Genomic DNA, 26,489 nt, shown 5'->3' on the forward strand with positions numbered 1-26,489 from the left:
TTTTAAACTTGCAATAGAAACGTATGTTTCTATATCCGGCAAACTAGTTTATCTCTCAACAAATGGATTGCCTATGGAATTACAAACAAGTTGAAGAGAGTTTTTTTGCTAAAATTATTTTTTAATATGAGGAGGTATATATTTTCATGTTTTTTAAAGATAAAAATGTTTTAATTATTGGTGGAACAGGAACAATTGGAAAAAGCATTCTTTTTAATGTTCTACAGGAAAAGCCAAAAGTGGTAAGAGTTTTTAGTAGAAGTGAATACAATCAATTTTTATTACAAGAAGAATTTAGGGATAAAAATCGAAATATTCGTTATTTAATTGGGGATATTCGTAATTATGATCGAGTATTTAGTGCGATGGAAAATATTGATTATGTATTTCATGTGGCCGCGATGAAGCATGTTTCGTTTTGTGAATATAATCCGTTTGAAGCAGTTTTGACCAATATTTTTGGAACACAAAATGTAATAAAAGCGGCAATTGCTCAGAAAGTAAAAAAGGTAGTTTTTACAAGTTCTGATAAAGCGATTTCACCAACAAATAATTACGGTGCAACAAAATTGACTGCTGAAAGATTGATTACGTCAGCGGAATATTCAAAAGGTTCAAGTGAAACGACATTTACAAGTGTTCGCTTCGGAAATGTGATGGGATCAAGAGGCTCTGTCATTCCTTTATTTGAAAATCAAATTAAAGAAAACCAAAAAATAACTGTAACGGATCTTAGTATGAGTAGATTTATGATGACACTGAACCAAGCAACTATGTTAACAATTGAAGCAATGAAAATAGCAAAGGGTGGTGAAACTTTTATATTAAAAATGCCAGTTATTTTATTAAAAGATTTAAGTGAAGTGATGATAGAAGAAGTTACAAAGTTATATGGGTTGCCCAAGGAGAATATAAAAATTGAAGAAATTGGGTTAAAACCTGGTGAAAAAATGTATGAAGAACTTATGACGCATGATGAATCTTTACAGGCTTTTGAATTACCAGATATGTTTATCATTCCTAGCCCCTTAAAAAAGGGAACTCAATATGAAAATGCAAAAAGGGCGAAGGTTGGGTTTTACCGTTCTGATCATCAAAATGCGATTTCAAAAGAAGAGCTTAGAAATTTAATATTAAACCAGCAACTATTAACAGGAGGGGAGAAACTATGAAAATATTAGTAACTGGTGGTGCAGGTTTTATTGGTAGGTGGGTTGTAAAGAGATTATTGCAGGATAAGCATGAAGTATGGATATTAGACAACTTAGCAAATTCAACTACTGCAAATATCACCGAGTTTGCACACGATCTAAATTTAAAGCAATGCATTCAAGGAGATATTAAAGATAAAAAATTAGTTGCTGAATTATTTAAAAATAATTCATTTGATCTTTGTTATCATTTAGCAGCGAGTATCAATGTTCAAGATAGTATAGATGATGCTAGATCAACTTTTGAAAATGATACAATAGGTACTTTTAATTTGTTAGAACAATGTCTTAAGTATGACGTCAAAATGGTCTTTATGAGTACTTGTATGGTATATGATAAAGCTACTAATATACAAGGAATATCAGAATTAGACCCGATTAAACCAGCTTCTCCATATGCTGGATCAAAAATTGCTGCTGAAAACATGGTTTTATCTTACTATTATGCTTATAAGCTACCTGTAGTGGTTATTCGTCCATTTAATACGTATGGTCCATTCCAGAAAACAGGTGGGGAAGGTGGGGTTGTTGCCATTTTTATAAATAATAAATTAGATAATGTACCATTGAATATATATGGGGATGGAAAACAAACGAGAGACCTTTTATACGTTGAAGATTGTGCAGATTTTGTTGTGGCAGCAGGATACTCTGTAAAAGCAAATGGTCATATTATCAACGCTGGAACAGGACAAGATATATCCATTAATAAATTAGCAGAATTGATTTCGGGAAATAAAGTAAGTATTCAACATGTAACTCATATCCATCCGCAAAGTGAAATCCAAAAATTATTATGTAACTATGAAAAAGCAAAAACAATATTAAACTGGGAACCGAAAGTTTCTTTAGAAGATGGAGTTATTAAAACAGAAGAGTGGATTAAATCTTTAAAAATTAACCCTAAGGAGAAAGAGTAATGGTAAGGGGGATTCTCGGTATTCATGGAGGAAAGCCTGTTAGAAAAACTTATTTACCATATGGTCAGCAACAAATTGATGAATATGACATTCAGGCTGTTGTAGACGTATTAAAAGGGGATTTTTTAACAACAGGACCTATGGTTCAACAATTTGAGGAGGCTATAGCGAAATATGTGGGAGCAAAATACGCTGTTTCCTTTTCAAATGGTACAGCTGCATTGCATGCTGCCTGCTATGCAGCTGGCATAACTGAGGGAGATGAAGTAATTACAACTCCAATGACATTTGTAGCAAGTGCAAATTGTATCTTATACCAGGGTGCAAAGCCGGTATTCGCCGATATTGACAATGAAACATATAACATTAGTCCTAAATCTATAGAGGAAAAGATTACAAACAAAACAAAAGCCATTATTCCCGTACACTTTACTGGACAGCCTGTAGAGTTAGAAGCAATACAAAAAATAGCAAAAAAAAATAATTTGATTATCATTGAAGATGCAGCCCACGCATTAGGAGCCACTTATAAAAATAAAAAGATTGGTTCAATTGGTGATATGACAATGTTTAGCTTTCATCCGGTGAAACATATTACTACCGGAGAGGGCGGAGTAATTACCACAAATAATCCTCTTTTTTATGAAAAACTTGTTCAATTCCGTACACATGGAATTGAAAGGAACCCCAAAAAACTTCTTGAAAATCATGGACCTTGGTATTATGAAATGCAATTCTTAGGTTACAACTATAGAATTACGGATATACAAGCTGCTCTTGGTTTATCACAGTTAAGTAAATTAGACTCTTTTATTAAGATTCGAAAGAAATATGTAGACATCTATAGTAAAGAATTTAGTTGTTTATCTGAAATCATCATACCAAAGCAATTGCCTCAAACCAGTTCGAGCTGGCACCTTTATATTATTCGTTTAAATACTAAGTTATTAAAATGTAATCGAAAAGAATTTTACGAAGCGTTACAAAGAGAAAATATCGGTGTGAATGTGCACTATATACCCGTACATTTACAACCGTTTTATCAAAAATTAGGTTATGAAAAAGGTATTTGTCCGCAAGCAGAAAACGTATATGAGGAAATTATTACGCTGCCTCTATTTCCTAAAATGACAGAAGCTGATGTGTGGGATGTAATACAAGCTGTGAGAAAAGTTCTTTTGTTTTATAGTGTTGCTAAAAATTAAATGAAAGGGGGGTTAATAAAATTGCAAAATCAGAAATTGTTAAGAGCAGTTACAAAAGTTGACATTAAAAAAGGAGAGATTATTACAGCTAATAAAGTAACAATGGAGTTAAATGTTGTAGAAAATGCGCTGAACAAGCTTGAAGCAGAGGAATTATTACCTCAGGTAGCTGTATATAATTTGTCTGCAGGTACCCCATTAACAAAAGAGGTTATTGAACCTCCTAAGGTAGTAATAATTGTACTTTGCCGCTTAAAATCTACTAGGTTACCTTTAAAAGCCATATTGCCAATACACGGAGTTTCTTCCATTGAACGATGTCTTATAAATACATTAGCTATTCCAGGAAAACATCAGGTCATACTTGCTACTTCAGATATTGCACAAGATGACCCTTTGGAAAAATTTAATTTAGATGGAAAGGTTAAGATTTTTAGAGGTGATCCAGAAAATACCGCTGATCGCATGTTCCAAGCTGCAAAACAAGAAAATGCAAACATTGTCATGCGGATTACAGGAGATTGCCCAGCTGTGTCACCAGAAATTAATAATTTTTTACTAGATGAACATTTGAAAAGTGGTGCAGATTATACACAGGCAGAGTTAAGTACGTTACCTGTCGGAACAGCAGGCGATATTTTTACATTAGAGGCAATTGAACGACTACTACAAACCCCAAAACCTTTAACCTATGCAGAATACCTTCCATTTTATTTTATTAATAATCCACATTTATTTCGTATCAATATAGTGAAACTTCCTCAACCATTTTGTTACCCTACTTGGAGGTTAACATTAGATGAACAACCGGATTTAGATATGTTCAATGAACTTTATAAAGGTCTGAATGTAAAATCTAAACCTTTATTCTTTCATCAAATAAAAGATTACATCCTTCGAAACCCTGAACTTATTGAAATTAATAGTCATGTAAAATTGAAATGGGCAAATCAACAATCATTAGTAGATGAGTTAAATAGAGAAACGATATTATAAATTAATAAATTGTAGTGCTTTTAGTGAGGAGGGAGTATCTTGCTTGAGAAAAAAATTGCCTTTCGCGCCGACGCATCTATTGAAATAGGTACCGGTCATATTATGCGTTGTTTAACACTGGCCCACGAGTTACGGAATAAAGGTGCTCAAGTATATTTCATTTGTCGTAAGCTAGAAGGTGATTTACATCAATATATTTTAAATAAGGGATTTTGTGTGTTTGTATTAGATGGAGATGGTGAAAATACAAATTTCTTAAGTTCAGAACACGGGAGTTATTTAAATTGGCTCAAATATCATTGGTTTGTTGATGCACAGCAGACCAATGATATTTTGTCGCAACTTCCCAAGTGTGATTGGTTAATCGTTGATCATTATGGATTAGATAATAGGTGGGAGTCTGCTTTAAGAAAAACTGTAAGGAAAATCATGGTAATCGATGATCTTGCAAATCGAATGCACGACTGTGATTTGTTACTAGACCAAAATTTATACGATAACCCTAATGATCGCTATAAAGATTTAATACCAGAGCACTCATTAGTAAAATTGGGGCCTAAATATGCTATATTACGGCCAGAGTTTCATGCTGCTAAGAAATTTTCACGAAAAAGAACAGGAGAAATTGAGAGGATTTTTATTTTTTTTGGTGGGCATGATGTAACAAATGAAACATTAAAAACATTAAGAGCCTTACAAAATATAAATCAAGATAACTTAAAAATAGATGTTGTGGTAGGAAGCCAAAATCCGCATAAAGAGGAGATTCAAACTTATTGTAAGAGTGTTTCTAACGCTTCATATTATTGTCAAATAGAAAATATGGAAGAGCTTCTCGTACGAGCGGATTTAGGGATAGGAGCTGGAGGAACAACCACATGGGAACGCTGCTTTCTTGGATTACCTTCTATTACAATTACAACTGCACAAAATCAAATTGAAGTAACCAAGGCTGTAGCAAAGGTTGGAGCTACATGGAATATTGGTACAGCTGAAAGTGTTTCGGATAAAGCAATTATGGAATGTCTAAACAAACTTTTATCAAATTCTAAAATAGTGAAAGAAATGTCTAATAAAGCTCTTTCTATACAGTGTGCCAGTAATTCAAATGAAATAGCAAAAAATATTTTAGGAGGATAGTATGTTAGATATTGAGGATTTTCAATTGGAAAGGTTAGAAAAGAAAGATTTAGAACTTATTTTAAATTGGCGGAATGCAAAAGAAATACGTTCAGTTATGTATGAAGATCATCAAATAACAATAGACGAACATTTAAAGTGGTATGAAAAACTCGTAATGGATGAAACAAAGGTTGCAAGAATATTAATATATAAAGAAAAACCAATTGGATTTGTTAATTTTACAAAAATAGATGAAATGAATCGAACTTGTTATTGGGGATTTTATATAGGTGAAAAACAAAGTGTAAGACGTGCCGGAACTGTATTAGGTTTATTAGCATTAAATTTTATTTTTGAAATTAAAGACATACACAAAGTATATGCAGAAATAATAGAATCAAACTGTATTAGTTTAAATTTTCATCAGAAACTTGGTTTCCAAGAAGATGGAAGATATGAAGATTATATTTATAGGGACAATGATTATATAGATGTCATTACAATGACCTTGTCCCGTGAACAATGGGAGGAAAGAAAAGAAGCTATAAAAATAGAACTTGAAGGTGAAAAAAATGAGTAATGTATATATCGGAGGTAGAGAGATTGGCAATAGTTTGCCACCATTTATTATTGCAGAAATGTCAGGAAATCATAATCAATCATTAGATAGAGCGTTGAAAATTGTAGAGGCAGCTGCGGAGGCCGGGGCACAAGGATTTAAAATTCAAACATATACACCAGATACAATGACTTTAAATATAGAAAATGGTGATTTTTCAATTCACGATACGAAAAGTTTATGGAAAGGCAAATCACTTTATCATTTATACAAAGAAGCATATACACCATGGGAGTGGCATAAACCAATTTTTGATCGCTGTATAGAGTTAGGGATGATACCATTTAGTACGCCTTTTGATGAAACAGCTGTAGACTTTCTAGAGACATTAAATGTTTCATGTTATAAAATTGCATCTTTTGAAAATACTGATATCCCCCTCATACGTAAAGTAGCCGCAACAGGAAAACCAATAATTATTTCGACAGGTATGGCTTCAATTGCCGAACTAGATGAAACAGTAAGGGCTGCGAGAGAAGAAGGGTGTAAAGAACTAATTCTATTAAAATGTACGAGTACGTATCCTGCGTCTCCAAAATCTACAAATATAGTTACCATACCTCATATGAAAGAGTTATTTAAATGTCAGGTGGGTTTATCTGATCATACACTGGGTGTAGGAGTATCTGTAGCGAGTGTTGCCTTTGGGGCCACAGTAATTGAGAAACATTTAACGCTCTCGAGGTTGGATGGAGGAGTTGACGCTAAATTTTCAATGGAACCAGCTGAATTTAAATTATTAGTAAGCGAAACTGAAAAAGCATGGGAATCTTTGGGGAATGTATATTATGGACCGACTGATATAGAAAAAGATTCTTTAAAATTTAGAAGATCATTATATGTAGTAGAAAACATAAAAGCGGGAGAATTCTTTACAAATAAAAATGTTAAAGCTATTAGACCAGGGAATGGCTTATTACCAAAACACATATCCAAAATTATTGGGAAAAAAGCGAATAAGGATATCGAAAAAGGGACGCCTGTTTCATGGGATTTAATTTGATATCGAGGAAATGAGAGTGTTTATAGAAAGATTTATAACAAAAATACTATTTAAGTAGAGAATAAATTTTAAAGGCCCTGTTTAAAAACAGGGCCTTTAAAAAGGGCATAATATTTAACAACTGAAGGTACCTTCATATTACCATTATTGGAATATCGATACCATATGTTAGGTGTTGAGAAATAAAAAGTTCATTCGGTACAACAAAGTGGCCAGCGAAGCTAGCTAAACACTTGTTGCACAAAAGAAAATTAGGCCCTGAAAGTAATAGATATGTAACCTAAAGTTACATTTATAGTGTTAACAAGCTTGCATATATTATACGAAAAGGTATCTAGTAAAAAATTTATTTTGTAGAAATAAAAAAGAAATTGTCACCGGATCACCTTTTGATAAAACAGCGTACTTTCAAACATAATATATTCAAATCCTTATGATATATGTAAATAAAAGAGCAGCTAGTGAAAGCTAGCTGCTTAATAAAGAAAAGAGAAGAACTACAGGGACGTTTAAATGAGTTCTGGCTTTCGCCTATCTTTAGTATTGACGGAATGTTTAGTTTTATGCTGAAAAACTTAAGAAGAGCATCTATAAAAAGACCTCTTTAAGGAAGAAATGAGATATTGAAAAGTGAATTAGGTTTTTAAAATTCAAGAAAATATATGACTATTTCATTATAATGTGACGATGAAACATAAAATAGTAGTTAACAAACTGGCCAGTATGGAAGCACAAACTTTGCATTTCAGCAAGGTAGGAACTATTTAATTGGTTTTGTACTGTTAATATTAGTTGCAAGTATTGAGTGGGATCAATGGCAAAATTTATCTTGTCCAATGTATATTATTGGATTTGCATCAATTGTTATATTAAAAATACTACCAGAATCAACATTTACTCCCGTTAAATTGGGAGCAAAAAGATGGTTTCAATTTCCTGTTATTGTTCAAATTCAACCATCGGAGTTTTTCAAAATTGCACTAATTATATTTGTCGCAAATTTAGTAATGAATCATAACGCTAAATATATGATTCGGACATATAAAACTGATTTCCTGTTGGTTGGAAAAATTATGTTAGTCTCAATTCCTCCTATTGCTCTGGTATATAGCCAGCCAGATACAGGGATGGTGTTCTTATACGCAGCATCTATTGTATTTATTCATATCAGGGATTCAAAAGAAATTAATTGCATTTTGTACATTCATTCCGGTAACTCTACTATCTACATTAATATTTACATACGTAAGATATCCAGATTTTTTCTTTAAAGAATTAGTTACTAGGTTAAAACCTCACCAACAATCACGCATTATAGGTTGGCTGAATCCAGCTGAAAATACAGATCAAGGGTATCAAACGCAACAATCTCTTTTAGCTGTTGGAAGTGGCGAATTACATGGAAAAGGATTTGGTCAAGGAAGTGTATATATTCCTGAAAAGCATACTGATTTTATTTTTGCTACCATCGCTGAAGAAGGTGGATTTATAATAGCGGCTCTCGTTGTATTGGTCTTGTTACTTCTTATATATCGAGTAACTATAATTGCATATTCAGCAGAGAATCTGTTTGGTACATTACTATGTGCGGGGCAATTAGTGTTCTAACACTTCGAATCTTCGAAAATATTGGTATAATGCCAGTAAAAGGAATTGCACTTCCTTTTTTATCATATGGAGGAAGTTCACTGTTTTCAAATATGATAATGATCGGGCTTATCTTATCGGTGCATAAAAATTATAAAAAATACATGTTTCAAGTGAAATAAAAGTTAAGAATATGTTATAGATTAATTTGAAGAAATCCCCTTGTGCATCTATATGCACAAGGGGATTTCTATTTTAATAAAGCTGTGACTGTAAAATAGTTGTTATAAAGTGGATTCTCTTATGAAAAGTATGCTGTGTTATCACTTTTGTATGAATTTTTTCAACCATTAATCTTTTTGAAATCGTGTCATCCAAATAAAGAGATACTTTATTTAAACAGTCTTCAAAGCTGTTATAGGATATAATTTCATCTTTATTGAAGAACGATAAAAGATCAGACTTTTCTTCAATAATTTGAAAGCCTTGGCAAGCGGCAATATCAAACGTACGATTATTAATAGTATTATTTTTTACTTTATTTTTATTTTTATTTTGTGGAAATAGATGACTACGATGAGGATTTAAAATAAGACTAGCGTTGTTATAATAGAGCGCAACTTCTTGAGGTGGAATCCATTCTTCTATAATTTTAATTCTTCGGTGATTTTTCCATTTTTTTAATAACTTATTTCTCCAATGTCGGCCAATAATAGTATAGTGATAGGGGGTATTTTCTAAAAGGAAATGTATTAATTTTACTCGGTTTGGATAAGGATAGCCAATGAATAATACTTCACTTTTATATTTTATATTTTTTAGACTAGGTTTAAATACGTCTATATTAGTTGCTAATGGTAAGTGATATACATTGGTATATCCTAAAGCTGTGTAATATTTAAGTGCTTCGCTATCAATAGTAAATATAAAATCAAAGTTATTTAATAGAAGAAGAGAAGTATCTATATAAAATGGATCCTCAGTTAACCAGACAGCTAATTTAATGTTCCATTTTTTAAAATATTGAATTGCTTTTTGTGGTAGATGATTACCTAATAAGGTGAATACAATATCGGGATGAAAAGTTGTTGTAATGAAATCCAATTGTTGTATTAATTCACTCGGTTGTATCGCTAACCATTCGAAATTTTGATCTATAAGTGTTCCTTGTATGCTTTGATCTAGATATTGATAAATTTTTGAGTAACCAGAAGTAATGTATAAGAGTTTCATATTTCAACCCCTGCTTTAGGTTTAAAATATATTATGAGATAAACGTAACACTTTCTATTTCTTTACAACTAATTTTAGTAATACTTGTAGTAGGAGGAGTAACTGAATTTTCCTCTTCTAATGTGACGATACAAGTATTAGGGTTAAAATTTGTAAAAATAGCAGGTCCAATAATATTCCCAGATTTACCAGTCACAGTAACGACTTCGCCTGGCTGTAAATTTTTAAAAATACTACATACTCCACCTGAACAACCAAATAAATTGCATAAGAACAAATTTATTCCTCCTTTAAACAATATACTATATCATATGAAGTTTTGTAGAACGATGTGTAGACAAGTAACCTTTAGAAGAGAAAAAATTTAAATTAAAGCAATTTATTGAAATAATAGGTCAATAGAATGTTACATCTCAGGGGATACTGATTAGATTTTTCATGAAAAAAGACATTCATTAGAATGTCTTAAATATGGATTAAGCTAGAAAAATATGAATCATTTTAAAGAGTGGTTAAAGTAACACTTTCTATATCTTCACAACTTATGAATGTAGTATTGGTAGATGAAGGGGTTATCACATCTTCTTCTTCCAATACTACTGCACATATATTCGGAAAGAACAGTGAAAAAGTAGCAGGTCCAATAATTTGACCTGATCTAGTAGTAATTGTAACAACTGTTCCCGTTGGCCACGAAGAGAATAGAAAACAAGCTAAACCTGTACAATCTGCCATAATAAATCCTCCTAACTTTAAATTTTAATTGAAGTAATAAAGTCCAAACATTTTATAGTGTATGTGGGAGTAACATGAAGTGCTTGGACTAATAGAAATCACTTTCTGGTTTTATCTCTTTATGATCAATGAGATAACTATTAAATCCTACAATACAAAGGTTTAATAAATACAATATGGTCAGAAGGTTTAATGAAAAAGATATTCTATGATATAGTAATTAGCTATTCCAAGGTCAAAATACTGTGAATAGGAATTATAAAGTGAGGAATTTTTCAGAGTAACAAATGGAAGTTTTAATAATGTAACAAAAATTGAACATAATCTTCATTAAAAAAAGAACACAAATCAGTGCTCTTAGAAAGTAGACTATAGGGCTTTCGGATTAGTATATACTATCATATGCTCGTTTTTTTTAAGGGTGTAAACAAAATTAAATAAAAATAATACATATGAGGTTTTTAAAAGAGTAATAGCTCAACAGGATGGATTTGCATACATATAAACTAAATAACCATAATTTCATTTGTAAATTTATATAAACAAAAATATTTGAAAACAAACTTTTCGCGTTGCTAAATTGAATATTCCGGTTCTTATAAGTGACAAAGGATACTTTGAGAGAGTATTGAGACAAGGATAAACTGTAAGGAAAAATTATATAAGTGATTAATTAATATAAAACCATCCTATTATTGTATATGTGGACACTGGATGTTTCTATGTAGTTTGTTTCAAGTGACTTATAATCCAATGTCTATTGGCATGTGATGTAATTAAATGTAGCTAGAATACAGTATAATATTGAAAAATATAAAGTTTGTAGTGTTTGAAACAAATTAAAGAAGTAACATAAGGAATTTACGCATAAAGTAATGTTGATGGTAAAATTAACAGAATTTTCATTTTAATAAGATAAAAATGTGATGTTTTTAACGTATAATAATTTTACTACGATGAAAATACGGCCACAAATTAGTTAATTTAAAAATTAAATTTAGATAGGAAGAGGATAATGAAGACCAGAGATAGTTATAAAATTATTGTCGTTGGTGCTGGGACTGCAGGACTATCTTCTACTGCACATTTATTAAGAAATATCCCCCTATTGAAAGAAAGTATAGCGATTATTGATCCGTCAAAAAAACATTATTTTCAGCCACTATGGAGTTTAGTGGGGGGAGGAATTGTTTCAAAGGAAAGTACAATGCGTGATCAAGAATCGCTTATTCCAAAAGGGGCAACGTGGATCCCTAAAAGTGTTGTTAAGTTATTTCCGGATGAAAATAAGATACTGTTAGATGACGGACTGCTGCTTGAGTATGAAATTCTTATTGTAGCAGCTGGTATACAAATAAATTGGGAAGGTATTAAGGGCTTAAAAGAATCTATTGGGACTAATGGGGTATGTAGCAATTATTCTTATACATATGTTGATTCTACTTGGAGAGAAATCGAAAAATTTAAAGGAGGAAATGCGCTTTTTACCCACCCTAATACTCCTATTAAATGCGGTGGTGCTCCACAAAAAATTATGTATTTAGCAGAGGAGTATTTTTGTAATAGTGGTGTAAGAAACAGAAGTGAAGTAATGTTTTATTCTGCAAACACTGACATATTTCAGGTTCCACGATATGCAAATACTTTAGAACAAGTACTAGAAAGAAAGCAAATTATAACGAATTATAATAAAAACTTAGTAGAAATTATCGCCGAAAAGAGAGAAGCAATTTTTGAAGATACGCAAACGCTGAAAAGAGAAACCATACCATATAGTATGATACATGTTGTTCCACCAATGGGGCCACCAAATTTTATTAAAGAGAGTGAAATAAGTGATTATCAGGGATGGGTAGATATAAACCCTTATACTTTGCAGCATGTAAAGTATAAAAATATTTTCGGACTTGGAGATTGTACTAATTTACCTACTTCTAAAACTGGAGCGGCAATTCGAAAACAAATACCTGTCTTAAAACAAAATATTATGGACGTACTTAGTGGAAGAGATTTGCAGGCTAAATATGATGGGTATACATCTTGTCCAATTATTACAGGATATAAAAGTCTTATACTCGCTGAATTTAACTATAAACATGAGCCTCAAGAAACGTTTCCGTTTAATCAAGCGAAAGAAAGGTATAGTATGTTTTTACTTAAAAGATTTATGTTGCCATATATGTATTGGAATTTTATGTTGAAAGGGATCCTATAGGGGAAGATAGAAAGTGGTTATAAAAATTGAAAAGCAATTTGAAATACCTATTTGGAGGGAATAGCTATGCTTTTAAAATATTTTTATGATGAAAAATTAGCACATGCTTCCTATTTAGTCGGTTGTCAGAAGGAAGGCGTAGCAATTGTAATTGATCCAGGTCGCTATATAGAACAATATATAGAATTTGCTAAGAAAGAGGGAATGGAAGTAATTGCTGCGGCTGAGACTCATATTCATGCTGATTTTCTTTCTGGGTCTAGAGAACTTTCCAATCTTTATCATGCAAATTTATATGTATCTGATGAAGGAGATTGTGATTGGAAATATCAATATCTTAATGAAGGTCGATACAAATTGGTTAGAGAGGGCACAGAGTTTAAAGTAGGTCATATAAAATTTAATGTAATTCACACCCCAGGGCATACGCCTGAAAGTATTTCTTTTTTAGTGACTGATACAAGTCAAAATAATTATACGAATGATAAACCGATAGGGATATTCACAGGTGATTTTATATTTGTAGGAGATATAGGAAGACCGGATTTATTAGAAACTGCAGTCGGTATGAAAGATACTGCAAAAATAGGAGCGAAACAATTATTTGATTCTATACAAAAAATAAAAATACTTCCTGATTATTTGCAAATATGGCCATCACATGGTGCGGGAAGCGCATGTGGAAAAGCGTTAGGAGCAATTCCAACTTCTACATTAGGTTATGAAAAGATGTTCAATTGGGCATTTCAGTGTAATGAAGAAAGTGATTTTATATCAACTTTATTGACGGGACAGCCAGAGCCTCCAAAGTATTTTTCATTAATGAAGAATTTAAATAAGTATGGTCCGCCAATTCGTAAGAAGAGAAAAAGTAATGCTATTAATACAGTAGAAGAACTTCAAGAAATTTTGAAGAGCGTTCATCAAATAGTTGATATAAGGGATGTAGAGAGTTTTGCTGCAGGTCATATCGAGAAGTCAATTAACATACCTTATAACAATTCTTTCACAACTTGGTGTGGATGGTTATTAGATTATAAAACAGAAACGTTAATAATTCTAGATGAGGAAAAGATTAAAGTGGAGGCAATTATTAGAGAATTTGAATCTATTGGGTTAGATAATATTATTGCTTTTGCACCCTTAAAAGTAATACAAAGACTTGATAGATTTGAAAGTTACAAAGAAAAAACATCGATTGAATTATATCCGCATATAAAAGGTGGAAGCGTTAAGGTTATCGATGTGCGTAGTAAAAAAGAGTGGGAGGAAGGACACCTTCATGATGCAATACATATCACTTTAGGTAATCTATTTGAACAACTAGATTATATACCGAAAGATTGTCCAATAGTTTTGCAATGTCGAACCGGATTACGTTCCGCTATAGCAGCTAGTATTTTACAAAGAGCTGGTATAAAGGAAGTAGTGAATTTAAAGGGAGGATTTCTTGCATGGAAAAAAGAAAGGCTTCCTTATACAACAAGCAATCTCAATGTGTAGGAAAATATTATTACAATAGTAAAGAAGGTCGCCATTCACGGCGACCTTCTTTACTATGCGTTATACCCAAATAATTTTAAATCTTCTCCAGACCCTGAAATAATCTTCTCAAATCGTAATCCTACTTTTTCTAAAAGCTTTCCTGAGGCGATGTTATCTATAGAAGTAATTGCTACAATTCGATTCATGCCGAGCTTTTGTACACCGTATTCGATTATTGCAGAAGCTGACTCGTAGCCATATCCTTTTGAACGGAATGTTTCTAAAAAGGCAAATCCGATATCAACGTCTTCTAATGAATCTCTTTTAATAAGGCCACACATACCAAGTGGAGTGAGATCTTCTTTTCGTTCTACTAAGTAAAGGCCAAATCCGAGTTTGTTATACATATCGATGGGACCGTTTACAATATAATTTTTTGCATCTTCTAAGTTTCTAACTCCTTTGTCACCGATAAACTGAATCCATGCAGGATCGTTTACTAACTCAAGAATAAAAGGAGCGTCTTTTATATCAAACCAACGAAGGTTAAGACGTTCTGTTTTAAGAACTATCAATGATTACACCACCTTTAAAAAGTTATAACAATTAGTATGGATTGTGTAAAACAAAAGTGCAACATATTTTAATGGGGCTTTGTTTGTTCACATAAAGTTCGTTTGTTTTGTATAGAGAGATATTTTATAATTAGGATTGATTGTAAAGAGTGAGGTGCTTATACAATGACTCCTAGGTGACTAGGAGTTTTTACTATATAACTATCATTATTACTAAATATGACACACTACACATTCTACTCAAGGAGGTACATAATGAAGAAATTATATAATGCATCGTTTACGTATTTGATTATCGGTTTATTATCAGGGATTTTCGCTAGGGAGTATGGTAAGTATAAAGGGATTTTAGGATCTACTTTGTTAAATCTTTTGCATACACATACACTTGTACTTGGCTTTTTCTTCTTTTTAATTGCTTTAGGATTAGCAAAAGTATTCGCGTTTCATGAAGTGCAAGGGTTTAATAAGTGGTTTGTTTTACATAACATTGCATTAACATTAATGTTAGGTTCGCTAGCAGCGAGAGGGCTTCTTCAGTTAAATGGAGCTGACTTTAAAGGGTTAACTTATATTGTAGGATTTTCTCATTCGTTGATGGCAGTTACTTTAATTTGGTTTATGTTGTTAATAAAGAAATCGTTTAAAATGTAGTGAAAAAGAACTTGTAGCGTGTGCTGCAGGTTCTTTTTTGTATGTTCAGGTTTAATAATCTTATTTTTCTAATTATTTTGTATAAAGATGGTATACTTGTTTTAAAATTAAAAAGGAGAGTTGATTATGGAAATAACAATTGAACATGTAGTAAATGAATTAAAAGGCATACTTCCTGAAGATCGAGTAGTAATAAATATGACAGTACGAGAGTTACATAGTAAAGATGAATCTTATCATACTAGTAGTTTACCTGATGTAGTTGTTTTTCCAAAAACGACCGAAGAAGTTAGCGCGATAATGAAAATAGCGATTCAGCACGGAACAGCTGTCGTTCCATTTGGAGTAGGGTCCAGTTTAGAGGGACATGTAATTCCTTACGAAAAAGGAATTACAATGGACTTTTCTCTTATGAACAAAATACTTGAAATAAGAGAAAAGGATTTTCTTGTGAGAGTACAGCCAGGGGTGACGCGCTCTCAGCTTAATAAAGAATTGAAAAAGTATGGATTATTTTTTAGTGTAGACCCAGGAGCTGATGCAACGTTAGGAGGAATGGCTGCTACAAACGCGAGCGGAACGACAGCAGTAAAGTATGGTGTAATGCGTGATCAAGTTCGAGATTTAGAAGTCGTTCTTGCGGATGGAGGGGTAATACATACCGGGAATTTAGCGGCGAAGTCATCATCAGGTTATCATTTAAATGGTATTTTCGTAGGATCAGAAGGAACACTTGGATGTTTCACGGAGTTAACTTTAAAAGTATACGGTATACCAGAACATGTTATGGCTGCGAGGGCATCGTTTCCAACTATAAATGATGCAGTAGAAGCTGTAATTAACATATTACAAGCAGGTATTCCAATCGCGAGAATTGAACTCGTTGATGAATTATCTATGAAACAAGTAAATCATTACAATGAAACAAGTTACAGAGAAGAACCGACACTATTTTTAGAGTTTCACGGCAATGAAGCAGGGTTAAAGCAAGATATTGAATTTACGAAAGAAATCGTTCTTGATCATAAATGTAAAGAAATTGCGTTTGAGACGGAAACAGCAGCAAGAAATAAACTGTGGGATGCAAGGCATAACTTAGCGTACTCTTACGTGCATAGTTATCCTGGTAAAAAGCTAATGAGTACAGACGTATGTGTGCCAATTTCGGAATTAGCTGGCGCGATTCAACATGCGAAAGAGGTATTAGATAAAGTAGGGCTTATTGGCGGTATTCTAGGTCATGTTGGAGATGGGAATTTCCATGTACTCTTAATGATTGACACAAATGATAAAGAGGAAGTAAAGAAGGCAGACGAAATAAACGAAAGTATCGTTCTGTATGCTCTTAAACGAGGAGGAACATGTACAGGAGAACATGGCGTTGGAATCGGAAAACGAAAGTATCAAGAAGAAGAACATGGGGCGGCATTATGTGTAATGGAGAAAATAAAGAAAGCTCTTGATCTGCAAAATATTTTGAATCCGAATAAGGTGTTTCAATTAAAAGATAGGGGCTGATCGGGTGAAAGTACTAGAAGCGATAAGTAATATAGCTGGAAAGTATTTTGCATTTTGGGTTATTTGTATTGCAGCTATTGCATATTTCATTCCCGCGCCATTTCTCGGGTTAACTAGTTACATAACGATTTTACTTGGGGTTGTCATGTTTGGGATGGGATTAACATTGAAGGCTGTTGATTTCAAAATCATAGCTACAAAACCATTAGCAGTTATTATCGGTGTATGTGCTCAGTTTATTATTATGCCACTTGTCGCATACGTACTAGCCTACGTTATGAATCTGCCAGCGGAATTAGCAGCTGGGTTAGTGTTGCTCGGTTCAGTACCGGGTGGCACTGCATCAAATGTTATGGTTTATTTAGCAAAAGGGAACTTAGCGTTGTCTATTGCAATGACTTCAGTATCAACGTTACTAGCACCAATTGCTACACCGCTCATTCTACTATTACTTGCAGGGCAATGGATGCCAGTAAATGCTATGTCCATGTTTCTTTCTATCGTACAAGTCATTATTGTGCCTATTATTTTAGGACTAGTAGTGAAAAAGTTTTTCCCTCATATCGTTAATAAAGGAATGACTGTTATTCCTTTAATATCAGTTGTAGCAATTATCATAATTGTTTCTGCAGTTGTTTCAGCAAATGTAAGTAGCGTTACTTCTTCAGGACTTCTTATCTTTATTGCGGTGATGCTCCATAATGCTTTCGGTTTTTTGCTCGGATATATAACTGCGTTCGTACTTGGACTAGACGAAGGGACAAGAAGGGCTATTTCAATAGAAGTAGGAATGCAAAATTCAGGTTTAGGTGTTGCACTGGCGACAGCGCATTTTGGACCGGCGGCTGCACTCCCAAGTGTATTAGCAGCAGTATGGCATAACATTGCAGGGCCAATATTAGCAACCATCTGGTCAAAAAATGCAAAAAATGAAAAGAATACTTTTAGCGATGAAAATGTATTAATAAATATAGAAAAATAGGAATGATAAATAATGCAAAAACGTATTGTACATTTTGAAGGAATGGTTGTATTTTTAGCCGCGATTTATATGTATTCGATATATGAGTTTAGTTGGATTATATTTTTTGTATTCCTTTTAGCGCCGGATCTATCAATGTTAGCATATGGGATTAATAATCACGTTGGTGCGAAAATATATAATGTATGTCACACATATATCATATCCATATTAATTGTTCTAATAGGTGTCTATTTTAAGATAGATACCGTTATAATGATTGGCTTAATATGGACAGCACATATTGGAATGGATCGAATGTTTGGATATGGATTGAAATATGAGACGGATTTTAAGGATACTCATATTCAGAGGTTATAAGAAAAAGTATTCATATTTACAGCGGGTCTATTAAAATATTGAACAAAATTCAGTGAATGAATTTTGTTCAATTGTTGAGAAATATATATATAGATAGATACAAATAATCGAATTATGTTATTTTTATGATAATTAAAAGAAGGAGAGTGGATTTGATGAATATACAAATCACTGGCAATGAATTAATTAATAAGATGCTGAATGATTGGTATCGAGATATTAGAGCTCAACGTATAAGTGAAGCAAAAAAATTAAAAGAAGAGATCGATAAAAAGCTTTATATTATCGAATCAGATGTAAAGGTTTCATTTCACTATTATCTGTTAGAATTTCGATATAAAGTGCTAATAGATGGTTTAGGTAATTTGAAAAAAGCTTTTGATAAAATAGATGCATTGCCTAAACCGAATGATGAATATTCTAATTATTATTATTATTTATTCAAAGCCATTCATTATACAATTCTTACTAATTATAGTGAAGCTAGCAACTATTTTGAAAAAGCTGAAGGGTTATTAGAGCATATTTCAGATGAAATTGAATATGCAGAGTTTAATTATAGAGTTGCTATATTAAAATACCACTTGCATTACGCATATTCAGCTATTGAATACGCTTCAAAGGCAAGAGATATCTTTGTTAAACAAGCAGGGTATGAAGTGAACATAGCGCTGTGCGAAAATATATTAGGATTATCTTTTTCGGAATTAAAGCAGCATGATAAAGGTGAGGAATATATTGCGTCAGCAATAAACATTTTACAAAAAAATGATGCTGAAATGTTAGTATTAAGAATCAGACATAATTTAGGTTTATTGTATGCGAGTCAAAATCTTTCAGTTTTAGCAATTAGACACTTATCTGAGGTTTCTAAAAAAATGCCTACTCATTATAAGGCAATCTTTTTAGAGGCAAGAGAATATTATAAATTAGGTGAAATAGAAAAAGCGAAGGAATTAATTGAAAGTGGATTGAAGGTTTGTGAGGAATTAAAAAATGATGAATATAGATATCACTTTTTAATTCTAAAGGGATTTTGTCAGCATTTAGAGGTAGAAAAAATAGAAAAAATTATTCTTGAAGGTTTTTCTTACTTTGAAAGAAAAAATTTATCGGAGTATATTCACGAATATACCGAAAGTCTGGCATTAGAGTTTCATAAGGTAGGTAATATAGAAAAAGCAGAAAAGTATTTTTTTATGAGTTATGAAATAAAAAAGAGAATATTTGAAAAAGAAGCATTAAAATAAAGAAAAAACTTGGATTATCTATAATGGGAATAGCAGCTGGAGTTATGGGGTTTTATGGTAGAAGGTCTTTGCAATAAATTAGCTCACAGTGGATATGGTAGAACGTTTATAATTATAAAACCTAATGAAAATCCATATGCTGTCTCTGAAGATACAACGATGCCTGCAAAACAAATCTTCTATTGAACGTGGGTAATTAAACAAGTCACAAATTATAATTTGTGACTTGTTTAAGGTTGGATACTAAATGTGTTGCTTTCAATATTGAAAGCAACTTTTAAGTTTGTGATTAATAGTTAACTTAATAAATTTTGGGTTAAAATAAAAACAAATTTTTAATCAAGTCCCACAAAAAGTACGATAAGGGCGATTCGTCGGTGCAGGCGGAATGCAGTATTCTTCTTGATCTGTAGAATACGCATAAGGGTTTGATAAAGCTTCAAGAAGTTTCTCCATTACGCTATAGTCGTCATTTGTAACAGCTGCTTCTAGTGCTTCTTCTACACGGTGGTTCCTTGGGATGATTGATGGGTTATTATTTTTCATCATTTCGTAGGCGTTTTCTTTCGATTGTTCTTGTCTTTTTAATCGAGATTGCCACAGTTTGTACCAATCTTTATATTCAGGACTTTCAAATAGAGCTGTATTTTCAATAGCATCAAGAGTTAATGAACGGAATGTATTTGTATAATCTGCTTTATATTTCTCCATCATTTTTAAAAGTTGCTCAATAAGTGGTTGATCTTGTTCTTCGGTACTAAATAGTCCTAATTTCTTTTTCATTCCAAGGAACCAATGGTTTTCATACTGTACGCTAAATTTCGAAATTTCGTCTTGGGCGATCTTTAATGCTTCTTCTTCATCTTCGTGCAGAATTGGTATTAAAGATTCTGCTAATCGAGCGAGGTCCCATGCGGCCATATATGGTTGATTTCCATATGCATAACGACCTTGTGTGTCAATAGAGCTAAATACGGTTCCTTGATTGTAATTGTCCATAAATGCACAAGGACCGTAATCAATTGTTTCGCCACTAATCGTTATATTGTCAGTGTTCATTACACCGTGGATAAATCCAACAAGTTGCCATTTTGCGATAAGACTGGCTTGTCTTTTAATGACTTCTTGTAGTAATGCAGTATATCGGTTTTCATGAGCTTCAATTTCTGGGTAATGCCTTTTTATCGTATAGTCAGCTAGTGATTTCAGGTCCTCTATTGAACCACGAGCTGCAGCATATTGAAATGTACCGACGCGTATATGGCTACTAGCTACTCTAGTTAAAATTGCTCCAGGTAACTTTGTTTCACGATATGTTGCTTCACCAGTTGTGACAACTGCTAAACTGCGAGTAGTCGGAATATCAAGTGCATACATTGCCTCACTAATGATATATTCACGTAGCATCGGACCGAGTGCAGCACGGCCATCTCCTCGGCGTGAATAGGGAGTAGGGCCAGAACCTTTCAGTTGAATATCGAAACGCTCACCTGAAGGAGTAATTTGTTCGCCAATTAAAAGAGCACGACCGTCGCCTAACATATTAAAATGTCCGAATTGATGGCCAGCATATGCTTGAGCTAATGGATGAGCTCCTTCTGGGAGTGCATTACCAGCGAAAATAGCAATTTCAGCTTCCTTTTTCAGTTCTTCAGGGGTCAAGCCAAGAGATATCGCTAATGAATGGTTTAGTTTAACTAACTCCGGTGAACTTACGGGAGTAGGGGGGATTTCTGTATAAAATGATTGTGGTAAAGTCGTATAACTATTATCTAAATTCCAACCTGTTTCATTATTTTTAGTCATTGTATCTCCTCCTTTTTGTATTTTAAGTTATGTATTTGTACGTATGTATTCTTTGTAAAGTTAACTAAAAGTATAATATAATATTTCCCCTTGCAATCTATTGTAAGGACTTCATTGCACTATGTCTATTTAACAGCAAATTTAAAACCTCCATTTTAAGAAAATGGAGGTTTTATTATTATTTAATTTTTACAATTATTTTTCCTTTTGCTCTTCCAGACTCTGAATATTCCATTGCTTTTTGCGCATCTTCAAAAGGGAAGACTCGATCGATTACCGGTTTGATTTTTCCGGCTTCAATATAGTTTGCAATAGTACGTAATTGATCCCCGCTTGGCTTCATAAATAAAAATGAATATTGAGCATTATGCTTTTTTTCAAGTGCAGTAAGTTTTTTGCTGGCTAATGAAAATAAGAGAGTTTTAAAGAATCCTGAACCAAATTCTTTACCGAAGCGTGCATTCGGCATACCTGAAACGGAAACAATGTTTCCTCTGCTTTTTATAATATTGAATGATTTTTCAAGCGTTGCACCGCCGATTGTATCAAATACCGCATCATAATTTTTTAGTATATCTTCAAATTTTTCTGTTTTGTAATTAATAATTTCATCTGCGCCAAGAGACGTTACTAAATTTGCACCAGCTTCACTAGCAGTCGTTGTAACAGTAGCACCCATTATTTTTGCTAACTGAATTGCGAAAGTACCAACACCACCGGATCCAGCGTGAATTAAAATCTTTTGTCCTTTTTGTAATTGCATGATGTCATGTAATGCTTGATATGATGTTAAGCCAACAAGTGGAATCGAAGCAGCTTCCTCAAAACTTAAATTTTTCGGCTTTAAAGCTATATCATCTTCATGAATGGCTATATACTCCGCGAAAGTACCAATCTTATTTTTTCTTGGACGAGCATATATTGCATCACCAACTTTAAAACGAGTTACTTTTGATCCAACCTTCGTGATGACACCGGCAAAGTCATTACCAAGGATTAGGGGCATTTCATATTTCAGTAACATTTTTACTTTTCCGTCGCGTATTTTAAAATCAATTGGGTTAATACTAGCTGCATGAATTTCTGCGAGCACCTCATACTCTTTTATTTCAGGAGTAGGTACCTCTGCCATACGCATTGGGACTTTTCCATATCTATCAATTATCATTGCTTTCATTTCTTATACCTCCAAGTTTTAATAAAAGTTTTGCAATAGCTTCTCAATATCTAATACAAGATTTTTTAATAAACCTAATTTTGTACGTATATCAATATAATAAAAATTCTTTGTACCTTCTTTTCTCATTAAAATAATGCCAGCTTCTCGTAAAATCTTAAGGTGATGTGATACTGCTGGACGGGAAAGGTGTGTTTGCTTCGTGATTTCTCCTACACGTAATCCTGTTTGACATTCCGTTTCCATTAGCACTAATAAAATAGCTTGACGTGTTTCATCACCAATTGCCAATAATACTTTTTGAGAATCAATAAAATCTTTTTTTATAATATTTAATTGTTCTTGTTTATTCATTTCAATCACTTTGCCTCCTGCTAATTAGTCGAAAGGTTTAAGATAACGAACCATTACTTCGATACGGTAATGCTACATGATTGTTGTATGAGGTGCAATATTGGGAAAGAAAATCGAGACGAATGAATTTTTTATTTTTGAAAATTATAGGGAGATAGAAAAGGGATTGGAAGGACTACATAACACAATAGATGAAGTTTTAAAAACAAAAAATGATGTAACAATAAAATAAGCGGTCGTAACCTTGTATAATCCATAAGGTTACGACCGTTTATAATGTTTTTATTATTTTTGATTTTTACGATAGAACATAGTTCAACGTAAAGTACGTTCTTTTGTTTTACACTTTCATACAGATATAATTCAGGTGGATTATATCTGTATGAAAAGGTAAAAGGGATTTTGGGGCGTAATCTATCTATATGATAATTCAAAATGAAATATAAGTCTATATTTTAATGTTTTTTTTGATTATATTTATGTCACTGAGCTCAGAACAATGATGTGGAGGGTAAATATATGAAATCGAATTATGTACCAGTTTTAATTGTTGGAGGGGGATTATCTGGGTTAGCGTCTGCGTTATTTCTTGCAAAACATAACATTGAGTACTTACTTATTGAAAGGCATCCGTCTACTGCCATTCATCCGAAAGCAGGCGGTCTTACTTTACGTACAATGGAGTTATTTCGAGAATTAGGCTTGGAACAAAGAATTAAATTGGCAGGTAAAGCATTAGAGAACTGCCGAGGAAGAATAGCGGTTCATACAATAGCTGAGGCGAATAAAGAAGAATTGGAACAAATGAGAGCGACGCAATACAGAAACGATGAAGAGTTACTTCAAAAAATAGAAAAGATTAGTCCATCAAAACAAACTGCATGTTATCAAATTATTTTAGAAGAGATGATGTTACAAGAAGCAAAAACGCTAGGCGGGCAACTATCTTTTTATCATGAATTAGTTTCATTTGAACAAAATGAAAACGGGGCAAAAGCAAAGATTCGAAATCGTGAAACAGAAAAAGAAAGTGTCATACATTGTGACTATGTAATTGCAGCGGATGGAGCGAAAAGTAAAATACGTGAGCAGTTAGGGATTAAAACTGAGGGGCGTGGAACCATTGGTGGCTATTATATGAATATTTATTTTGAAGCTGATTTAAGAGAGTTTATACAAGGAGACGCATTCGGTTTTTCGATGGTACTTCATCCGGAGGTTCTTGGTGCACTTATCCCAGTTGATAACGTAAAAAAATGGATTTATCATGTAGCCTACGATCCATTAAAAGGAGAGGGGCTAGAGGACTTCACTATAGAACGTTGTAAACAAATTATTCAAATAGCAATTGGAAGTACAAATGTTGAATCAAAAATATTAAGTGTTTTACCGTGGGAAGCGGCCGAAAGTACAGCGGTGAAATTTCAAGGAAATCGAACCTTTTTAGTTGGAGATTCAGCACATATTATGCCGCCAACAGGAGGATTTGGTTCAAATACAGGAATACAAGATGCGCATAACTTAGCTTGGAAATTAGCGGCTGTTATAAAAGGGAAGGCAAAACCAAAATTGCTAGAAACATATCATGAAGAGAGACACTCTGTTGCAAAATTAACGACAGCTTATGCAAGTAGTTTACTGTTTCGTGCTGCGAATAGAGAGGAAGGCAGTTTGAATAATATGGATGTTTTAGCTGTTACAGTTGGATATCAGTATTGTTCAGAGGCAATTATAGATAATTCAGTCACTCCACATAGAATGGATAGCATAGAGTTGAACGGGAGACCTGGAACACGAGCACCGCATTTATGGGGAACTTATGAAGGAAAGAAAGTTTCTACATTAGACTTATTCGGTAACAGTTTTGTATTACTTACAGGAGTAGAAAATAGTTCTTGGGCTGAGGCAGCACATGCTGTTTCAGCTAAATTAGGAATAAATATAAAAGGGTATCGTGTTGGCTTAAGTGGAGACTTTGTTGTTCCAGAAGATATTTTTAGCAAATTATATGGTATAGAGAATGGAGGTGCTGTATTAATTAGACCAGATGGCTTTATCGGATGGCGTTCGGAAAAAACGGTAGTAAATCCAGATATAGTATTGGAAGAGGTAATGAGAAATTTATTATGTGATTTTTAAGTAACTACAGAAATATTGTTTTATGTGCTTCACTGTACTGAAAAAAATATTCACAAATTTCAATAGGTTTGGTATGATTAAATTCGACAAGTTAATAGAGGCCGGAGATATTTGAGAAAAGCCATAAATTTATTTAGGGATACAGGAGTGTATTCTAAATAATTTATGGCTTTTTTTATTGAATGAATCGTACAAAATAGAGAGTTACATATGAAAAGGAGGACTATAGGAATTAAATAGGATAATACTAGTTTTCTATATTAATAATATAGATAAAGTATATTTGTAAGATTGGAATTTTAATATAGGTCTATAAAAATAATGAAAGTGTGTCTTCTATTTCGTGTAAATCTCATTAGCTTGTTGAAATTTGCAACGTAGGAAGGGTTAGAAGGATGAGAAAGATTATTAGCGTTTTAGTTATTTTCTTTATGACGGGAAGTATCTTTGTTGGGGGAGCTGTTCATGCGAAAGCAGAAGGGAAGCATGAATGGAATACGAATAAGTTTTTAAATATTGCACATCGCGGAGCAAGTGGACATGCACCTGAGCATACTTTTGCTTCTTATGATTTAGTGAAAAAAATGAAAGCGGATTATTTAGAGTTAGATATTCAATTAACAAAGGATGGCCAATTAATTGCAATGCATGATACAGCAGTTGATCGCACTACAAATGGAACAGGCGAAGTACGTGATAAAACGTTAAGCGAAATAAAGAGTTTAGATGCAGGAACGTGGTTTAATAAAGCGTATCCAGAAAAGGCTAAGCAAGAGTATGTTGGGCAAAAAGTTCCGACTCTTGAAGAAATCTTCCAAAAGTATGGAAGAAGCATGAAGTATTACATTGAAACAAAATCACCAGATGTGTATCCAGGAATGGAAGAGAAATTGTTAGCATTGTTAAATAAATATAATTTAGTAGGTCAAAACATGTCATCTAGCCGTGTTATGATTCAATCATTTAGTAAAGATAGTTTGAAAAAGATTCATAGTATGAATGAAAATATTCCGTTAGTTCAATTGCTTTGGTATTATCCAAATGAAAACAATGAAATTGTTGAATGGTCTGGCATTACACATGAACCGAAAAGTGTAACGAATGATGATTTTCAAGAAATTAAAAAGTATGCAGCTGGTATTGGACCAAACTTACGTAATGATAACGGAGAACTAATTATTGATGAATCATATATGAAAATAGCTAGGAAAAATGGACTGTTAATTCATCCTTATACAATTAATGAGAAACCAGATATGAGACTGTTAATCAAATGGGGTGCTACAGGAATGTTTACAAATTATCCGGATCGATTACATAGTGTATTGAAGGGGAAATAAGTG

Annotated in this window: 25 protein-coding genes and 1 pseudogene; 19 read left to right on the top strand and 7 right to left on the bottom strand. The window is 33.0% G+C overall.

Annotated features, from left to right (window positions below; genetic code table 11):
• Positions 1 to 146 precede the first annotated feature (146 nt).
• The 8 genes and pseudogenes from MHI28_RS29825 to MHI28_RS29860 all read left to right on the top strand — a co-directional run.
• Positions 147 to 1,172, top strand: coding sequence for an SDR family NAD(P)-dependent oxidoreductase (locus MHI28_RS29825; RefSeq protein ID WP_340828418.1), 1,026 nt, complete (start codon positions 147 to 149; stop codon positions 1,170 to 1,172).
• Complete coding sequence (locus MHI28_RS29830; RefSeq protein WP_000699375.1) at positions 1,169 to 2,131, top strand: dTDP-glucose 4,6-dehydratase; 963 nt, start codon at positions 1,169 to 1,171, stop codon at positions 2,129 to 2,131. The genes MHI28_RS29825 and MHI28_RS29830 overlap by 4 nt, the downstream gene beginning before the upstream one ends.
• The gene (gene pseC / locus MHI28_RS29835) at positions 2,131 to 3,336 is read left to right on the top strand and encodes a UDP-4-amino-4,6-dideoxy-N-acetyl-beta-L-altrosamine transaminase (RefSeq protein WP_000251478.1); all 1,206 of its coding nucleotides are present in this window, start codon (positions 2,131 to 2,133) and stop codon (positions 3,334 to 3,336) included. The genes MHI28_RS29830 and pseC overlap by 1 nt, the downstream gene beginning before the upstream one ends.
• Positions 3,337 to 4,332, top strand: a complete 996-nt coding sequence (locus MHI28_RS29840; RefSeq protein ID WP_043311326.1) for a cytidylyltransferase domain-containing protein — start codon at positions 3,337 to 3,339, stop codon at positions 4,330 to 4,332.
• A gap of 39 nt (positions 4,333 to 4,371) precedes the next feature.
• A complete protein-coding gene (pseG, locus tag MHI28_RS29845) occupies positions 4,372 to 5,472 on the top strand; it encodes a UDP-2,4-diacetamido-2,4,6-trideoxy-beta-L-altropyranose hydrolase (RefSeq protein WP_000890380.1) in 1,101 nt (366 codons plus the stop codon).
• Position 5,473: 1 nt separating this feature from the next.
• Positions 5,474 to 6,034, top strand: a complete 561-nt coding sequence (gene pseH / locus MHI28_RS29850; RefSeq protein ID WP_000884084.1) for a UDP-4-amino-4,6-dideoxy-N-acetyl-beta-L-altrosamine N-acetyltransferase — start codon at positions 5,474 to 5,476, stop codon at positions 6,032 to 6,034.
• Positions 6,027 to 7,076, top strand: coding sequence for a pseudaminic acid synthase (gene pseI / locus MHI28_RS29855; protein WP_000073382.1), 1,050 nt, complete (start codon positions 6,027 to 6,029; stop codon positions 7,074 to 7,076). Before pseH ends, pseI begins: the two co-directional genes overlap by 8 nt.
• Before the next feature lie 710 nt (positions 7,077 to 7,786).
• Positions 7,787 to 8,845: pseudogene (locus tag MHI28_RS29860) on the top strand (FtsW/RodA/SpoVE family cell cycle protein); the annotation flags it as partial.
• A 73-nt stretch (positions 8,846 to 8,918) separates the two neighbouring features.
• Here MHI28_RS29860 and MHI28_RS29865 read toward each other — a convergent pair.
• The 3 genes from MHI28_RS29865 to MHI28_RS29875 form a co-directional block, all read right to left on the bottom strand.
• Complete coding sequence (locus MHI28_RS29865) at positions 8,919 to 9,896, bottom strand: CgeB family protein (RefSeq protein WP_000772272.1); 978 nt, start codon at positions 9,894 to 9,896, stop codon at positions 8,919 to 8,921.
• Between the two features lie 31 nt (positions 9,897 to 9,927).
• Positions 9,928 to 10,173 (bottom strand): hypothetical protein, encoded by a 246-nt coding sequence (locus tag MHI28_RS29870; RefSeq protein WP_000477970.1) that lies wholly within the window; start codon positions 10,171 to 10,173, stop codon positions 9,928 to 9,930.
• A 224-nt stretch (positions 10,174 to 10,397) separates the two neighbouring features.
• Positions 10,398 to 10,631 carry a hypothetical protein gene (locus MHI28_RS29875; RefSeq protein ID WP_000752669.1) on the bottom strand — a complete coding sequence of 78 codons (234 nt, stop codon included), beginning with the start codon at positions 10,629 to 10,631 and terminating at the stop codon, positions 10,398 to 10,400.
• Between the two features lie 1,015 nt (positions 10,632 to 11,646).
• Between MHI28_RS29875 and MHI28_RS29880 the strand changes: the two genes are divergently transcribed.
• Together MHI28_RS29880 and MHI28_RS29885 are read left to right on the top strand one after the other, a co-directional pair.
• Positions 11,647 to 12,846 (top strand): FAD/NAD(P)-binding oxidoreductase, encoded by a 1,200-nt coding sequence (locus MHI28_RS29880; RefSeq protein WP_000857326.1) that lies wholly within the window; start codon positions 11,647 to 11,649, stop codon positions 12,844 to 12,846.
• Positions 12,847 to 12,912: 66 nt separating this feature from the next.
• Positions 12,913 to 14,349, top strand: a complete 1,437-nt coding sequence (locus tag MHI28_RS29885) for an MBL fold metallo-hydrolase (protein WP_000925300.1) — start codon at positions 12,913 to 12,915, stop codon at positions 14,347 to 14,349.
• Between the two features lie 53 nt (positions 14,350 to 14,402).
• Here the strand turns inward: MHI28_RS29885 and MHI28_RS29890 are convergent, their stop codons facing one another.
• On the bottom strand, positions 14,403 to 14,906 hold the full coding sequence (locus MHI28_RS29890; RefSeq protein WP_000636433.1) for a GNAT family N-acetyltransferase: 504 nt from the start codon (positions 14,904 to 14,906) through the stop codon (positions 14,403 to 14,405).
• A gap of 255 nt (positions 14,907 to 15,161) precedes the next feature.
• On the opposite strand from MHI28_RS29890, the gene MHI28_RS29895 reads away from it, so the two are divergent.
• The 6 genes from MHI28_RS29895 (at position 15,162) to MHI28_RS29920 (ending at position 19,856) form a co-directional block, all read left to right on the top strand.
• The gene (locus tag MHI28_RS29895; protein ID WP_000737896.1) at positions 15,162 to 15,560 is read left to right on the top strand and encodes a DUF2871 family protein; all 399 of its coding nucleotides are present in this window, start codon (positions 15,162 to 15,164) and stop codon (positions 15,558 to 15,560) included.
• Positions 15,561 to 15,686: 126 nt separating this feature from the next.
• Positions 15,687 to 17,078: an FAD-binding oxidoreductase gene (locus MHI28_RS29900; protein ID WP_000406575.1), complete on the top strand. Its 1,392-nt coding sequence runs from the start codon at positions 15,687 to 15,689 to the stop codon at positions 17,076 to 17,078.
• Between the two features lie 4 nt (positions 17,079 to 17,082).
• The gene (locus MHI28_RS29905; protein WP_000865817.1) at positions 17,083 to 18,060 is read left to right on the top strand and encodes a bile acid:sodium symporter family protein; all 978 of its coding nucleotides are present in this window, start codon (positions 17,083 to 17,085) and stop codon (positions 18,058 to 18,060) included.
• 12 nt (positions 18,061 to 18,072) lie between these two features.
• Entirely contained in the window at positions 18,073 to 18,420 is a 348-nt protein-coding gene (locus MHI28_RS29910) for a DUF4260 domain-containing protein (protein ID WP_001172057.1), read from the top strand.
• Between the two features lie 155 nt (positions 18,421 to 18,575).
• Positions 18,576 to 19,670: a response regulator aspartate phosphatase gene (locus MHI28_RS29915; RefSeq protein ID WP_001025501.1), complete on the top strand. Its 1,095-nt coding sequence runs from the start codon at positions 18,576 to 18,578 to the stop codon at positions 19,668 to 19,670.
• A 54-nt stretch (positions 19,671 to 19,724) separates the two neighbouring features.
• Positions 19,725 to 19,856 carry a hypothetical protein gene (locus MHI28_RS29920; RefSeq protein ID WP_000229166.1) on the top strand — a complete coding sequence of 44 codons (132 nt, stop codon included), beginning with the start codon at positions 19,725 to 19,727 and terminating at the stop codon, positions 19,854 to 19,856.
• A 153-nt stretch (positions 19,857 to 20,009) separates the two neighbouring features.
• Here MHI28_RS29920 and MHI28_RS29925 read toward each other — a convergent pair whose 3' ends face one another.
• The 3 genes from MHI28_RS29925 to MHI28_RS29935 form a co-directional block, all read right to left on the bottom strand.
• Entirely contained in the window at positions 20,010 to 21,476 is a 1,467-nt protein-coding gene (locus MHI28_RS29925) for a protein adenylyltransferase SelO (RefSeq protein WP_000164912.1), read from the bottom strand.
• Positions 21,477 to 21,654: 178 nt separating this feature from the next.
• Complete coding sequence (locus MHI28_RS29930) at positions 21,655 to 22,653, bottom strand: NADP-dependent oxidoreductase (protein ID WP_000646432.1); 999 nt, start codon at positions 22,651 to 22,653, stop codon at positions 21,655 to 21,657.
• A gap of 18 nt (positions 22,654 to 22,671) precedes the next feature.
• A complete protein-coding gene (locus MHI28_RS29935) occupies positions 22,672 to 23,016 on the bottom strand; it encodes an ArsR/SmtB family transcription factor (protein ID WP_000571870.1) in 345 nt (114 codons plus the stop codon).
• A 91-nt stretch (positions 23,017 to 23,107) separates the two neighbouring features.
• On the opposite strand from MHI28_RS29935, the gene MHI28_RS29940 reads away from it, so the two are divergent.
• From MHI28_RS29940 to MHI28_RS29950, 3 genes are all read left to right on the top strand, one after another.
• Positions 23,108 to 23,239 carry a hypothetical protein gene (locus tag MHI28_RS29940; RefSeq protein ID WP_000516656.1) on the top strand — a complete coding sequence of 44 codons (132 nt, stop codon included), beginning with the start codon at positions 23,108 to 23,110 and terminating at the stop codon, positions 23,237 to 23,239.
• Between the two features lie 287 nt (positions 23,240 to 23,526).
• Positions 23,527 to 25,146 carry an FAD-dependent oxidoreductase gene (locus MHI28_RS29945; protein ID WP_000841683.1) on the top strand — a complete coding sequence of 540 codons (1,620 nt, stop codon included), beginning with the start codon at positions 23,527 to 23,529 and terminating at the stop codon, positions 25,144 to 25,146.
• 395 nt (positions 25,147 to 25,541) lie between these two features.
• Positions 25,542 to 26,486 carry a glycerophosphodiester phosphodiesterase gene (locus tag MHI28_RS29950; protein WP_001226361.1) on the top strand — a complete coding sequence of 315 codons (945 nt, stop codon included), beginning with the start codon at positions 25,542 to 25,544 and terminating at the stop codon, positions 26,484 to 26,486.
• Positions 26,487 to 26,489 lie beyond the last annotated feature (3 nt).

Source organism: Bacillus sp. FSL K6-0268 (assembly GCF_038005425.1).
In the GTDB taxonomy this organism is placed as follows: Bacteria; Bacillota; Bacilli; order Bacillales; family Bacillaceae_G; genus Bacillus_A; species Bacillus_A thuringiensis_S.